This window comes from Streptomyces sp. NPDC059696, from assembly GCF_042733745.1.
Lineage (GTDB): Bacteria > Actinomycetota > Actinomycetes > Streptomycetales > Streptomycetaceae > Streptomyces.
Map to the genome: position 1 here is coordinate 204,835 of NZ_JBHWFG010000005.1, position 13,867 is coordinate 218,701.

At 70.9% G+C, this 13,867-nt stretch carries 9 protein-coding genes and 1 pseudogene; 6 read left to right on the forward strand and 4 right to left on the reverse strand.

Translation table 11 applies throughout. The annotated features are described in order from the left end of the window. Positions 1-286: 286 nt before the first annotated feature. The 4 genes from ACFV20_RS07700 (at position 287) to argG (ending at position 6,786) form a co-directional block, all read left to right on the forward strand. The gene (locus ACFV20_RS07700) at positions 287-2,095 is read left to right on the forward strand and encodes a methylmalonyl-CoA mutase family protein (RefSeq protein WP_385653607.1); all 1,809 of its coding nucleotides are present in this window, start codon (positions 287-289) and stop codon (positions 2,093-2,095) included. Next, positions 2,095-4,269, forward strand: coding sequence for a methylmalonyl-CoA mutase (gene scpA, locus ACFV20_RS07705; protein WP_385653610.1), 2,175 nt, complete (start codon positions 2,095-2,097; stop codon positions 4,267-4,269). The genes ACFV20_RS07700 and scpA overlap by 1 nt, the downstream gene beginning before the upstream one ends. Then, complete coding sequence (gene meaB, locus ACFV20_RS07710; RefSeq protein ID WP_385653611.1) at positions 4,266-5,258, forward strand: methylmalonyl Co-A mutase-associated GTPase MeaB; 993 nt, start codon at positions 4,266-4,268, stop codon at positions 5,256-5,258. The genes scpA and meaB overlap by 4 nt, the downstream gene beginning before the upstream one ends. A gap of 73 nt (positions 5,259-5,331) precedes the next feature. After that, positions 5,332-6,786, forward strand: coding sequence for an argininosuccinate synthase (gene argG, locus ACFV20_RS07715; RefSeq protein WP_366715178.1), 1,455 nt, complete (start codon positions 5,332-5,334; stop codon positions 6,784-6,786). A 59-nt stretch (positions 6,787-6,845) separates the two neighbouring features. Here the strand turns inward: argG and ACFV20_RS07720 are convergent, their stop codons facing one another. Further along, on the reverse strand, positions 6,846-7,523 hold the full coding sequence (locus tag ACFV20_RS07720) for a hypothetical protein (RefSeq protein ID WP_385653614.1): 678 nt from the start codon (positions 7,521-7,523) through the stop codon (positions 6,846-6,848). Between the two features lie 294 nt (positions 7,524-7,817). Between ACFV20_RS07720 and ACFV20_RS07725 the strand changes: the two genes are divergently transcribed. Both ACFV20_RS07725 and ACFV20_RS07730 read left to right on the forward strand, forming a co-directional pair. After that, positions 7,818-9,194 carry a sensor histidine kinase gene (locus ACFV20_RS07725; protein WP_385653617.1) on the forward strand — a complete coding sequence of 459 codons (1,377 nt, stop codon included), beginning with the start codon at positions 7,818-7,820 and terminating at the stop codon, positions 9,192-9,194. 7 nt (positions 9,195-9,201) lie between these two features. Beyond that, positions 9,202-9,882 carry a response regulator gene (locus tag ACFV20_RS07730; protein ID WP_385653618.1) on the forward strand — a complete coding sequence of 227 codons (681 nt, stop codon included), beginning with the start codon at positions 9,202-9,204 and terminating at the stop codon, positions 9,880-9,882. Between the two features lie 39 nt (positions 9,883-9,921). Here the strand turns inward: ACFV20_RS07730 and ACFV20_RS07735 are convergent. The 3 genes and pseudogenes from ACFV20_RS07735 to ACFV20_RS07745 form a co-directional block, all read right to left on the reverse strand. Beyond that, positions 9,922-10,563 (reverse strand): annotated as a pseudogene (locus ACFV20_RS07735) (phosphatase PAP2 family protein); the annotation flags it as partial. 284 nt (positions 10,564-10,847) lie between these two features. Then, positions 10,848-12,281: a Re/Si-specific NAD(P)(+) transhydrogenase subunit beta gene (pntB, locus tag ACFV20_RS07740; RefSeq protein ID WP_385653619.1), complete on the reverse strand. Its 1,434-nt coding sequence runs from the start codon at positions 12,279-12,281 to the stop codon at positions 10,848-10,850. Between the two features lie 6 nt (positions 12,282-12,287). Beyond that, the gene (locus ACFV20_RS07745) at positions 12,288-13,844 is read right to left on the reverse strand and encodes a Re/Si-specific NAD(P)(+) transhydrogenase subunit alpha (RefSeq protein WP_385653622.1); all 1,557 of its coding nucleotides are present in this window, start codon (positions 13,842-13,844) and stop codon (positions 12,288-12,290) included. Between the last annotated feature and the right edge of the window lie 23 nt (positions 13,845-13,867).

A 13,867-nucleotide genomic window follows, 5' to 3' on the forward strand; every position in this document is an offset into this window, starting at 1 on the left:
TTGTTCGTGCTGCCAAGTGACCTTTCGGTCGTTCGTCTACCCAGGCCCTCAGCGCACACACTGCCGAGGGCGCACCGCCGAGTGTGCTCTGCGCCGCACGGACGGCCGTCACTTCTCCGCCACATTCGGGACCCGGCGGGCGGACGCGTCGCTAGCATGAACACGGCGCTCACCCCTCGTCCACGCCGGGCGCGGGGCGGGGAGAGCGAGGTCACAGACGGAGCGAGGGCAAGGTCACAGCCGTTCCCTCTGCTGCTCGTTCGTTAACGTGGCCTAACATCCGAGCATGACGGTCCTGCCTGACGACGGGCTTGAGCTGGCCGGCGAGTTCCCTGACGTGCCCCATGAGCAGTGGCAGCGCCTTGTGGCGGGCGTACTGCGCAAATCGGGCAAGGACGTCGAGGGGGCCGAGGCCGAGGAAGCCCTGTCCACCGCCCTGGAGGACGGGTTGCGCACCCGCCCTCTCTACACCGCCCACGACTCCGCGCCTGAGCCGGGTTTCCCCGGTTTCGCCCCCTTTGTGCGCGGCGGCCGCCCCGAGGGGAACACGGTCGGCGGCTGGGACGTACGGCAACGGCACACGGTGGCCGACCGTGACGCGGTGCTCGGGGACCTGGAGAACGGCGTCACCTCGCTCTGGCTGACGGTCGGGGAGGGCGGCATCGCGGTGCCGGACCTCGGCCGGGTCCTCGACGGTGTGTACCTCGACCTGGCGCCCGTCGTCCTGGACGCGGGCCGCGACGTGGAGTCCGCCGCGCGGGAGTTGCTGCGGGTGTACGAGGAGCGGGGGGTGGCCCGGGACGCCGCGCGCGGCAGCCTGGGCGCGGATCCCCTCGGGGACGAGGCCCGCACCGGTCAGCGGTGTGAGACCGCTGCGGCGGCGGAGCTCGCGCGGCTGTGCGCCGGGGAGTACCCGGGGCTGCGGGCGCTGACCGTGGACGCGCTGCCGTATCACGAGGCCGGCGGTTCGGCCGCCCAGGAGCTGGGCTGCTCGCTGGCCACCGGCGTGGCCTACCTGCGGGAGCTGACCGCGACCGGGCTGGACGTCGAACAGGCCTGTGCGCAGCTGGAGTTCCGGTACGCGGCGACCGCCGACCAGTTCCTGACGATCGCGAAGCTGCGGGCCGCGCGCCGGCTGTGGGCCCGGGTGGCCGAGGCCTGCGGGGCGCCGCGCGCGGGGGCGCAGCTCCAGCACGTGGTCACCTCGCCGGTGATGATGACGCGCCGCGACCCGTGGGTGAACATGCTGCGCGCCACGATCGCCACCCTGGCCGCCGGTGCGGGCGGAGCGGACGCGGTCACGGTGCTGCCCTTCGACCACGCCCTCGGCCTGCCGGACGCGTTCGCGCGCCGCATCGCCCGCAACACCTCCACGATCCTCATCGAGGAGTCGCACCTGGCCCGGGTGATCGACCCGGCGGGCGGCTCCTGGTACGTGGAGCGCCTCACCGACGAACTCGCCCACGCGGGCTGGGAGTTCTTCCAGCGCGTCGAGCGGCTCGGCGGCATGGCGGCCGCCCTGCGCTCGGGCGATGTGGAGCGGGATCTCGCCGAGACCTGGCAGGCCCGCGCCGGCAGGCTCGCCAAGCGGCGCGAACCCGTCACCGGGGTCAGCGAGTTCCCGTTCCTCGCGGAGAAGCCGGTGGTCCGCGCGGACGCTCCCCAGCCGCGCTCCGGCGGCCTGCCGCGCGTCCGCCGTGACGAGGCGTACGAGGCGCTGCGCGCCCGCTCGGACGCCCACCTCGCCGCCACCGGCTCCCGGCCGCGGATCTTCCTCTCCGCGCTCGGCCCGGCCGCCGCCCACACCGCCCGCCTCACCTTCGCCTCGAACCTCTTCCAGGCCGGCGGCATCGAGCCGGTCGCGGAGGGCACCTTCGAGGAGAGCGGTGCGACGGAGGCCGTGCTGTGCTCCAGCGACGCGCTGTACGCGGAGCAGGCCGAGGCGGCCGTCCAGGCCCTGAAGGCCGCCGGCGCACGGCATGTGTTCCTCGCGGGCCGCCCCGGGGAGTACCCGGGTGTCGACTCGTACGTCTTCGCGGGCTGTGACGCCGTCGCCGTGCTGTCCGCCACCCTCGACCGCATGGGAGTGTCGTGATGGGTATCCCCGACTTCTCCGGGATCGAGCTGGGCACCCCGGCCCCCGACGGCGGCGCCGACGAGTGGCGTACGGCGGTCAAGAACGCCTCCGGCGGTGACGACCTGCTGTGGGAGACGCCCGAGGGCATCGCCGTCAAGCCGCTGTACACCGGCCGTGACCTGGAGGGCCTGGACTTCCTGGAGACGTACCCGGGAGCGGCGCCGTACCTGCGCGGCCCGTACCCGACGATGTACGTCAACCAGCCCTGGACGATCCGGCAGTACGCCGGCTTCTCGACGGCCGAGGAGTCCAACGCCTTCTACCGGCGCAACCTCGCGGCCGGCCAGAAGGGCCTGTCGGTCGCCTTCGACCTGCCCACGCACCGCGGCTACGACAGCGACCACCCGCGCGTGACGGGCGACGTCGGCATGGCGGGCGTGGCCATCGACTCCATCTACGACATGCGGCAGCTGTTCGACGGCATCCCGCTGGACAAGATGACCGTGTCGATGACGATGAACGGTGCCGTGCTGCCGGTGCTGGCGCTGTACATCGTGGCGGCGGAGGAGCAGGGCGTACCGCCCGAGAAGCTGGCCGGGACCATTCAGAACGACATTCTGAAGGAGTTCATGGTCCGCAACACCTACATCTATCCGCCGAAGCCGTCGATGCGGATCATCTCCGACATCTTCGCGTACACCTCGCAGCGGATGCCGCGGTACAACTCCATCTCCATCTCCGGGTACCACATCCAGGAGGCGGGTGCGACGGCCGATCTGGAGCTGGCATACACCCTCGCCGACGGCGTGGAGTACATCCGGGCGGGCCGTGAAGCGGGCCTGGACGTGGACGCGTTCGCGCCGCGGCTGTCGTTCTTCTGGGCGATCGGCATGAACTTCTTCATGGAGGTCGCCAAGCTGCGGGCGGCGCGCCTGCTGTGGGCGAAGCTCGTGAAGCAGTTCGACCCGCAGAACGCCAAGTCCCTCTCCCTGCGGACCCATTCGCAGACCTCTGGCTGGTCGCTGACCGCGCAGGACGTCTTCAACAACGTGACGCGCACCTGTGTCGAGGCGATGGCGGCCACCCAGGGCCACACGCAGTCGCTGCACACCAACGCCCTCGACGAGGCGCTCGCCCTGCCCACCGACTTCTCGGCGCGCATCGCCCGCAACACGCAGCTGCTCCTCCAGCAGGAGTCCGGCACCACCCGGGTGATCGACCCGTGGGGCGGCAGCGCGTACGTGGAGAAGCTGACGTACGACCTGGCGCGGCGGGCCTGGCAGCACATCGAGGAGGTCGAGGCCGCGGGCGGCATGGCCAAGGCCATCGACGCGGGCATCCCGAAGCTGCGCATCGAGGAGGCCGCTGCCCGCACGCAGGCCCGAATCGACTCGGGCCGCCAGCCGGTGATCGGTGTCAACAAGTACCGGGTGGAGTCCGACGAGCAGATCGACGTCCTGAAGGTCGACAACTCCTCCGTGCGGGCGCAGCAGATCGAGAAGCTGCGGCGGCTGCGCGCGGAGCGCGACGAGCGGGCCTGCCAGGACGCGCTGGACGCGCTGACCCGGGCCGCCGACGGCGAGGGCAACCTGCTGGAGCTGGCCGTGCACGCGGCCCGCGCGAAGGCCACCGTCGGGGAGATCTCCGACGCCCTGGAGAAGGTGTACGGCCGGCACGCGGGGCAGATCCGTACGATCTCCGGCGTGTACCGCAACGAAACCGGAGAGTCCCCGAGCGTGGACCGCACCCGCACCCTGGTGTCCGCCTTCGAGGAGGCCGAGGGCCGCCGCCCGCGCATCCTGGTCGCGAAGATGGGCCAGGACGGTCACGACCGCGGCCAGAAGGTGATCGCCACGGCGTTCGCCGACCTCGGCTTCGACGTGGACGTCGGCCCGCTGTTCCAGACGCCCGCCGAGGTGGCGCGGCAGGCCGTCGAGGCGGACGTGCACATCGTCGGCGTCTCGTCGCTGGCGGCCGGTCACCTCACCCTCGTCCCGGCGCTGCGCGAGGCGCTGGCCGAGGAGGGCCGCGAGGACATCATGGTCGTGGTCGGCGGTGTGATCCCGCCGCAGGACGTGCCGACGCTGCTGGAGATGGGCGCCGCGGCCGTCTTCCCGCCCGGGACGGTGATCCCGGACGCGGCGTACGACCTGGTGCGGCGGCTGTCGGACGGTCTCGGGCACGAGCTGTGATCGATGTCGACGCGTATGTGAAGGGTGTGCTCGACGGGAAGCGGGCGATCATCGCCCGCGCGATCACCCTCGTCGAGTCGACGCGGCCCCAGCACCGGGCGCTGGCCCAGGAGTTGCTGACCGCGCTGCTGCCGCACAGCGGCCGGGCCCGGCGGATCGGCGTCAGCGGGGTGCCGGGCGTGGGCAAGTCGACGTTCATCGACGCGTTCGGCACGCTGCTGACCTCGCTCGGGCACCGGGTCGCGGTGCTGGCCGTCGACCCGTCCTCCAGCCGGACGGGCGGTTCGATCCTGGGTGACAAGACCCGGATGGAGCGCCTGGCCGTGGACCCGGCGGCGTTCGTGCGCCCCTCCCCCACCGCGGGCACGCTGGGCGGCGTCGCCAAGGCCACCCGCGAGTCGATCGTGGTGATGGAGGCGGCCGGCTACGACGTGATCCTGGTGGAGACGGTCGGTGTCGGCCAGTCCGAGACGGCCGTCGCGAACATGGTCGACACGTTCCTGCTGCTCACCCTCGCCCGCACCGGCGACCAGCTCCAGGGCATCAAGAAGGGCGTGCTGGAGCTGGCCGACGTGATCGCCGTCAACAAGGCGGACGGGCCGCACGAGCGCGACGCCCGGGCCGCCGCCCGCGAACTGGCGGGCGCGCTGCGGCTGATGCACGGCAAGGACGCGTTCTGGACGCCGCCGGTGCTGCACTGCAGTGCCCGCGAGTCGACCGGTCTGGACACGCTGTGGGAGCGGTTGGAGCAGCACCGCACCCTGCTGGACTCCACCGGCCGGCTCACCGCCAAGCGCCGCGACCAGCAGGTCGACTGGACCTGGACCATGGTCCGCGACGAGCTCCTCGGCCGCCTGCGGGCCGACCCGGCGGTACGGGAGCTGGCGCCGGTGCTGGAGCAGCGTGTCCGGGCGGGCGAGCTCACCCCGACGCTGGCCGCCGAGCGGATCCTCGGCGCGCTCGGGGGTTCCGGGACGGCGCCTTCCTGAGCCCTGAGCGGCGGGGACGGCGTTTTCGCATACCCAGCTTGCATGACTATGCAAAGTGAGACATACTCTTTCTATGTCCAAGGTCCTCACCTCCCTGCCCGCCGGCGAACGCGTCGGCATCGCCTTCTCGGGCGGTCTCGACACCTCCGTCGCGGTCGCGTGGATGCGCGACAAGGGCGCCGTCCCGTGCACCTACACCGCCGACATCGGCCAGTACGACGAGCCCGACATCGCCTCGGTGCCCGGCCGTGCCAAGACCTACGGGGCCGAGATCGCGCGTCTGGTCGACTGCCGTGCCGCGCTGGTCGAGGAGGGCCTGGCTGCGCTGACCTGCGGCGCGTTCCACATCCGCTCGGGCGGGCGGGCCTACTTCAACACCACCCCGCTCGGCCGGGCCGTCACCGGCACGCTGCTGGTGCGGGCCATGCTGGAGGACGACGTCCAGATCTGGGGCGACGGCTCGACCTTCAAGGGCAACGACATCGAGCGGTTCTACCGCTACGGCCTGCTCGCCAACCCGCACCTGCGGATCTACAAGCCCTGGCTGGACGCCGCGTTCGTGACGGAGCTCGGCGGCCGCAAGGAGATGTCCGAGTGGCTCCTGGCCCACGGACTGCCCTACCGGGACAGCACGGAGAAGGCGTACTCCACGGACGCCAACATCTGGGGCGCCACCCACGAGGCCAAGACCCTGGAGCACCTGGACACCGGCGTCGAGACGGTCGAGCCGATCATGGGCGTCCGGTTCTGGGACCCGTCGGTCGAGATCGCCGCCGAGGACGTGACGATCGGCTTCGCCGAGGGCCGCCCGGTGTCGATCAACGGCAAGGAGTTCGCCTCCCCCGTCGACCTGGTCATGGAGGCCAACGCCATCGGCGGCCGGCACGGGCTCGGCATGTCCGACCAGATCGAGAACCGGATCATCGAGGCCAAGAGCCGCGGCATCTACGAGGCGCCGGGCATGGCCCTGCTGCACGCCGCCTACGAGCGTCTCGTCAACGCGATCCACAACGAGGACACCCTCGCCCAGTACCACACCGAGGGCCGGCGCCTCGGCCGGCTGATGTACGAGGGCCGCTGGCTGGACCCGCAGGCGCTGATGATCCGCGAGTCGCTGCAGCGCTGGGTCGGCGCCGCCGTCACGGGCGAGGTGACGCTGCGGCTGCGGCGCGGCGAGGACTACTCGATCCTCGACACCACCGGCCCGGCCTTCAGCTACCACCCGGACAAGCTGTCCATGGAGCGCACCGAGGACTCCGCGTTCGGCCCGGTGGACCGGATCGGCCAGCTCACCATGCGCAACCTCGACATCGCCGACTCCCGCGCGAAGCTGGAGCAGTACGCCGGCATCGGCCTGATCGGCACCGGCAGCCCCACCATCGGCGCCTCCCAGGCCGCCGCGACCGGGCTCATCGGCACCATGCCCGAGCTGCCGCAGGGCGGCGCCGAGGCCATCGCCTCGCGGGGCGAGGTCTCGGAGGAGGACGCGTGGCTGGACCGCGCGGCGATGGAGTCCGGCACGGACTGACCCCACGGCAGCGCGTCGAGGCCGGCCCGACATCGCGTCGGGCCGGCCTCCCGCGTTCTTCACGACTGCGCGTCGTCCGCGACCGCGGACGGCAGACATGCCTCGACCCCCTGCTGCTGCCCCCTGGTGAAGGCGTCAACTCGTTCGGAGGCGCTTCCGTGGTCCCCGACCTTCGTCCAGGGGGTCTCGTCGGCGACGAGGACGAGGGCCGTACGCAACTCGTCGACGTCCCCGGCCTCGAAGACGATCGTTCCGTCCCGGGCGGCACCCTCGAGTTCCGCTCCGGCCAGGCAGTCCGCCTGCAGTTCGCTGTCGATCGTCCGCAGTCGGACGTCGAGTCGGTTCTGTATCGCGTGACCCCACTCGTGGGCGACGACCAGGTACACGAACCCGTCTCCGAACCGGTAGCCGTCGCGCATGAGGTCGGTGTCCCAGGCGAGATAGTCCTCGGTCGTCGCGCAGTAGACGGCGTTGTCGTCGGCCAGCGGTTCGCCGTTGCAGAGGGGGACGTCCGCGGAGGCACCGTCGTACTCGCCCAGGACGGTGGGCGGGACGTACGTCCCGGTGAAGAAGTCGGACCAGTGGGCGTCCCAGTAGGCGTCGACGCCCTGCACGGCCGTCTCGATGTCCTGGTCCATGTCGTCGACCGCGGGGGCCCCGTACGCCCAGCCACCGGTCAGGGCCAGCACAGCGGTGGCCAGCATCGCGCCCACGCGTATCCGAAGGTGATGGGTCATGGTCGACTCCGCTGCATGCCCGTGCCTCGGCGCGGCTGCGTCGTTCCACCGCGTGCCGGGCGGGTCGTGATGCCCTTGTCACCAGTCAACGCCGATACCGGCCCGACCGCACCCCAGGAACAGCGGGGGCGCTTCGCCACCCGGTGCTCGCCGGTCACGCGCGCAGATTGGACTTTCGGCAGTGGTCGGACGGCGCCCGATGTCCGTACCGTCACCTCTGTGAACAGCACAAGGATCAACGTTCGGAGTGGGACCGGAACTGCTGTATTAAGGCGGGCACTTGGTCCTGGGACCATGCTCACAGCGGCTACAGCGTTGGCTGCCGGTCTGAGCGTGGTGAACCTGTGGTGGGCTGTCCCGACTGCCATTGCCGCGTTCCTGGCAGGACGACGTCCTGGACGGACGGCGCCGACAGTGCTCGCCCTGGTCGCGATTCTCGCGGCCGGTGTGGTGGCCTTGTCCGTCGTTCCCGCTTGGCTCCCCCTCGCCGGCCGCTTGGTGACAGTGGTGGTCGCCGCCACGATGCTGCCCTGGTTCTCGGGCCGGTTCTGGTGCCAGTATCAGCAGCTCGTCCGGGCCGGATGGGAGCGCGCCGATCAGCTGCAACGCGAGCAGCAACTGATCGCTGATCAAGCTCGGCTGCGCGAGCGGGCACGTATCGCCCAGGACATGCATGACGTACTCGGCCATGACCTCAGCCTGATCGCTCTGTCAGCCGGCGCACTCAAACTCGCGCCGAACCTCGAAGAACACCACCAAGGGGCTGCAGGGGACATCCGAGCCAGAGCCGCGGCCGCGGTGGAGCGTCTCGGCGAGGTGATCGGTGTCCTGCGTGAGGAGACCGGCACAACGCCGGTGGATCCCCACAACTCCAGCCTCACGAGTCTGACTTCCGAGGCTTCTGCGGCCGGTCTCACGGTGGAGTTGCGCATCGACGGCGAGGCGGACGAGGTGCCGCCCATGGTCAAACGGGCGGCTCACCGGGTTGTGCAGGAAGCTTTGACCAACGTTGCCAAGCACGCGTCCGGCGCGACCGCGACGGTCCACGTGACGCGTACGGCAACAGAAACGAAGGTCGTCGTGAAGAACGGCCCGCCGTTGTCTGCGGCCGACCAGCGGCCCCGGCCTCGGATCGGAGGGCGTGGCCTCGTCGGCCTCGAAGAACGTGTGCGGCTGACCGGGGGTTCGTTCGACCACGGCCCGTGCGAGGGAGGCTACGCGGTCGTCGCGCGTATCCCGCACACGCCCTCGCCGCCGCCACCGCCGGTCGCGTCTTCAGCCTCTCGCGGTGACGAGGTGCCGCAGGAGCATCGCCGCGCTCGGCGCCGGGTCGGCCGGGCCCTTGTCGCCGCGGTCATGGTGCCCCTCGTGACGGGAGCTGTGCTGAGCGGAGCTCTCACGGGCTGGGAGATGCTGTCGGCGTCGCAGTCGGTCCTGGACCCACGCGACCATGCCCGCCTGCATGTGGGGCAAGATCGTTCCGAGGTGGAGCGTTTCCTGCCGGACCGGCAGACGAGCCATCGACCGCTGACCGCCGAGCCGACGGGAGACGGCATGACGTGCGAGTACTACGCGATGACGGCCGACAGGTTCGACGACCGGTCCGGCGACGCTTACCGGCTCTGTTTCCGGAAGGACATCTTGGTGTCCCTGGACACGATCACCCCGTGAGCGCTCGATGATCCGGGTGCTGATCGCCGACGACGAGCCGATGATCCGCGCAGGGGTACGCGCCGTTCTTGCCACGGATCCGGACATCGAAGTCGTCGCCGAGGCCGTCGACGGGCACGACGCCGTGGAACTGGCTCAACGCCACCGTCCTGCGGTGGCCGTACTTGATATCCGTATGCCGGGAATCAGTGGCATCGACGCTGCCGCGGAAATCCGTAACACCGTGCCGCATACGAGGATCGTCATGCTGACGACCTTCGGCGAGGATGACTACATCCTTCAGGCGCTCGGCGGTGGAGCAGCGGGCTTCCTGATCAAGTCGGGCGAGCCCGAGGAACTGATCACCGGAGTGCGTGCGGTGGCCGAAGGCGCCGCCTACCTGTCACCGAAAGTCGCGGCCCGGGTCATCGCGCACCTCGCTGCGACGGGCGCGGGCACCCTGGCCGGTCGGCGCTCCGCCGCCCGCCACCGGGTGGCCGCCCTCACTGCCCGGGAAAGTGAGGTCCTGGCCTTTCTCGGAAGCGGCCTGTCCAACGCGCAGATCGCCCGGAGACTCCATGTGGTGGAGGGAACGGTCAAAGCCCATGTGAGTTCCATCCTGGCGAGGCTGGGCGTCGACAACCGTGCCGCTGCCGCGGTCGTGGCCCACGAGGCCGGGATCGTTCCGCCTCAGCCTCCCCACCCGTGATGCGGCCGCCTGGGCAAGGGGCAGGAAGGCGAGCAGCACCGCCGCCGCAACAGCGCCGCCGAGCGTCGCGCCGGCGAGCACATCGTGCGGGTAATGGACCCCCACCAGTACGCGCAGCAGCGCGGCGGCCCCGGCCAGCGGCAGCGTGATCGCGGCGAGGCGGGGCCGCAGCATCGCGAGACCGACGGCCAACCCGGCGGCCAGGGTGGCGTGGTTGCTCGGGAACGACCAGTCCCCCGCTCCGGGACATTCCGCGACGGATTCGGCGCCTGCGCGTAACGCACGGCAAGGACGCTCCTCGTCCACCACGAGCTTCACCGCTTCGCTCACCGCGTAGGCCGCGACGGTGCCGACGCCGGTCAGTACGGATCCGGCGACCCCTCGTGCGTCGTTGCGGCGGATCGCTGTCCACCCCATCCAGACCAGCACCATTCCGAGGATCACAAGAGTGCCCTCGGTGGCCATGTCCAGGAGGGGGCCCAGCCACGACGGTGCATCCGCCACCGCCCCGGTCACCGACCGGTACGCGGACGCCGAAGCTCCACCTGTGACCTCGACAGCACCAGCGTCGCCCAGGCCACCGGGGGACAGCCACGTGACAACTCCTGCTCCCACACCCAGGACGGCCAACGCGCCGAGCGGCCGACCGGCTCGGACTTTCCTGCGCAGTTCTCGTTCCATGAGGACCGAACGTAGAAGCGGCAACAGCCGGGAACCCGAGCCGAACGGCAACACCGGACCCTGACGATCGTCAGGGTTGACGGCTACGGGCGTCCTCGTTCCGCACCAGCCGGGTGCTGCGCGCCTGCGCGTTGGCGAGATCGGCCTGGAGCGAGGCGCGGAACACCCCCTGAGAAGGAGTCCCAGGAGCTCGACGAACCCGCCTCACCCCACGTCACACCCCGCATGACGTACCCCCCAGACAAAACGGTGCCCCGCCGGTCCGTACCGGCGGGGCACCGTGCTCAGCGTGACGTGCCGGCCATCTCCGGCACCGGTGCGTCCAGGGAGTCCAGGCCGCGCAGGATGTCCTCCACGCGCTGCCGGGCGTCGCCGAACAGCATCTGCGTGTTCTCGCGGAAGAACAGCGGGTTCTGCACCCCCGCGTAGCCGGCGGCCATGGACCGCTTGAAGACGACCACGTTCGACGCCTCCCACACGTGCAGCACCGGCATGCCCGCGATGGGGCTCGACGGGTTGTCGGTGGCGGCCGGGTTGACCGTGTCGTTGGCGCCGATGACCAGGACGACCGACGTGGCGGCGAAGTCGTCGTTGATCTCGTCCATCTCCAGCACGATGTCGTACGGCACATTGGCCTCGGCGAGCAGCACGTTCATGTGCCCGGGCAGCCGGCCCGCGACGGGGTGGATGCCGAAGCGCACCTCCACACCCCGGTCGCGCAGCTTGCGCGCCAACTCGGCCACGGGGTACTGGGCCTGGGCGACGGCCATGCCGTAACCGGGCGTGATGATGACCGAGGTGGCGTTGCCGAGGAGTTCCGCGGTCTCCTCGGCGCTGATCTCCCGGTGCTCGCCCTGCTCGCCCTCGTCGGCGGCTGCCGCGGGAGTGCCGAAGCCGCCCGCGATCACCGAGATGAACGAGCGGTTCATCGCCTTGCACATGATGTACGACAGGTAGGCACCGGAGGAACCGACCAGCGCACCGGTGACGATGAGCAGGTTGTTGGCCAGCAGGAAGCCCGAAGCGGCGGCGGCCCAGCCGGAGTAGCTGTTGAGCATGGAGACCACCACCGGCATGTCGCCGCCGCCGATCGAGGCGACCAGGTGCGCGCCGAGGGCGAGCGCGATCACGGTGACCGCGATGAGCAGGCCCATGCCCGGGCGGGCCACGAACGCGATGGTCAGCCCCACGAAGGCGACCAGCGCGCCGATGTTGAGGACGTGCTTGCCGGGCAGCGTGAGCGGGCGGGAGTTGATGCGGGCCGAGAGCTTCAGGTACGCGACGACGGAACCGGTGAAGGTGACGGCGCCGATGAACACCCCGATGAACACCTCGGCGTGATGGATGCCCAGCAGCGAACCGGACAGCTCGGCGTCGACGTCGAGGTAGCCGTTCCACCCGACGAACGTGGCGGCGAGACCGACCAGGCTGTGCATGATGGCGATCAGCTCCGGCATGCCGGTCATCTCGACCACCCGGGCCCGCCACAGGCCGATGCCCGCGCCGAGGGCCGTGGCGACGACGATCAGCACCAGTCCGGTCGCGGAGATGCTGCGGGAGGCGAGCCCGACCGTGGCGGCCAGGGCCACGACCATGCCCGCGATGCCCCAGACGACTCCGGAACGGGACGTCTTGTGCTGGGAGAGGCCGGCGAGGCTGAGGATGAACAGCAGCGCCGCGACGACGTAGGCGGCCTGGGCGGCCGTGTCTGTGGTCATCCCTGATCAGCCCTTCGAGAACATGCCGAGCATGCGGCGGGTGACGGCGAATCCGCCGAAGATGTTGATGCTCGCCAGCAGGATCGCGGCGAACGACAGCACGGTGACGGCGGTGTCGCCCTGCCCGATCTGCAGCAGCGCGCCGACCACGACGATGCCGGAGATGGCGTTGGTGACCGACATCAGCGGGGTGTGCAGCGCGTGGTGCACATTGCCGATGACGTAGAAGCCGATGACGATCGCCAGCACGAACACCGTGAAGTGGCCGAGGAGTTCACTCGGGGAGAAGGCCGTCACCAGGAACAGCGCGAGCGCTCCCGCGCCGACGAGGGCGTAGGAGGACCAGGCGGGGCGGGCGGGCTTCGCCGGTGTCCCGGCGGCGGCCGGTTCCGGCTCCTTGGCGGCCGCCGGGGCGGGGGCGGCGGACACCTGGACCGGGGGCGGCGGCCAGGTCTTCTCGCCCTCACGGACCACGGTCATCGACCGCTGCACCACGTCGTCGAAGTCGAGGACGAGCCGGCCGTCCTTGCCCGGGGTGAGCAGCTTCATCAGGTTGACGAGGTTGGTGCCGTACAACTGCGAGGCCTGGGCGGGCAGTCGGCCGGGCAGGTCGGTGTAGCCGATGATCGTCACGTCGTTGTCGGTGACGACCGCCTTCCCGGCGACCGTCCCCTCGACGTTGCCGCCCTGGGCGGCCGCCATGTCGACGATCACGCTGCCGGGCTTCATGCTCGCCACGTCCTCGGCGGTGATCAGCCGCGGCGCCGGGCGTCCCGGGATGAGCGCGGTGGTGATGATGATGTCGACGTCGGCGGCCTGCTCGGCGTACAGCCGGGCGGCGAGCCGGTTGTAGTCGTCCGAGGTGGCCTTGGCGTAGCCGTCGGTGCTCACCTCCTGCTCGGTCGCCACGGAGAGGAACTCCCCGCCCAGCGAGCGGACCTGCTCGGCGACCTCGGGACGGGGGTCGGTGGCGCGGACCACCGCGCCGAGGCTGCGGGCCGCGCCGATCGCGGCGAGGCCGGCCACGCCGGCACCGGCCACCAGCACCTTGGCGGGCGGCACCTTGCCGGCGGCGGTGACCTGGCCGGTGAAGAACCGGCCGAAGGCGTGCGCGGCCTCGACCACGGCCCGGTAGCCGGCGATGTTCGCCATCGAGCTGAGGACGTCCAGGGACTGGGCGCGCGAGATGCGCGGCACGGCGTCCATGGCGAGCACGGTGATGGGCCGCCGGGCCAGTTCCTCGACCAGCTCCGGGTTGAGCGCGGGGCTGATCAGCGCGACCAGGGTCGCCCCGTCGCGCAGCCGGCCGATCTCCTCGCTCGACGGGCCGTTGACCTTGAGCACGATCTCCGCCTGCCAGGGATCGCCGAGGCGGGCCCCCGCCTCCTCGTAGGCCGCGTCGGAGAAGCGGGACGAGGCCCCCGCCTCCGGTTCGACCACCACCTCGTACCCGAGCGCGACGAGTCTGCCCACGGTGGCCGGTGTGGCCGCCACCCTGGTCTCGCCCGCAGTGGACTCGGCCGGAATGCCGATCCTCTGGGGTTCAGCTTCCGCTGGAACCATCGTCTGCCTCTCCTCGTCTTTGT

What these genes read in the sequence shown, in the direction of transcription:
- ACFV20_RS07700 (WP_385653607.1), top strand. Translation starts at nt 287, where the DNA reads ATGACGGTCCTGCCTGACGACGGGCTTGAGCTGGCCGGCGAGTTCCCT.
- scpA (WP_385653610.1), top strand. Translation starts at nt 2,095, where the DNA reads ATGGGTATCCCCGACTTCTCCGGGATCGAGCTGGGCACCCCGGCCCCC.
- argG (WP_366715178.1), top strand. Translation starts at nt 5,332, where the DNA reads ATGTCCAAGGTCCTCACCTCCCTGCCCGCCGGCGAACGCGTCGGCATC.
- ACFV20_RS07720 (WP_385653614.1), bottom strand. Translation starts at nt 7,523, where the DNA reads ATGACCCATCACCTTCGGATACGCGTGGGCGCGATGCTGGCCACCGCT.
- ACFV20_RS07725 (WP_385653617.1), top strand. Translation starts at nt 7,818, where the DNA reads ATGCTCACAGCGGCTACAGCGTTGGCTGCCGGTCTGAGCGTGGTGAAC.
- ACFV20_RS07730 (WP_385653618.1), top strand. Translation starts at nt 9,202, where the DNA reads ATGATCCGGGTGCTGATCGCCGACGACGAGCCGATGATCCGCGCAGGG.
- pntB (WP_385653619.1), bottom strand. Translation starts at nt 12,281, where the DNA reads ATGACCACAGACACGGCCGCCCAGGCCGCCTACGTCGTCGCGGCGCTG.
- ACFV20_RS07745 (WP_385653622.1), bottom strand. Translation starts at nt 13,844, where the DNA reads ATGGTTCCAGCGGAAGCTGAACCCCAGAGGATCGGCATTCCGGCCGAG.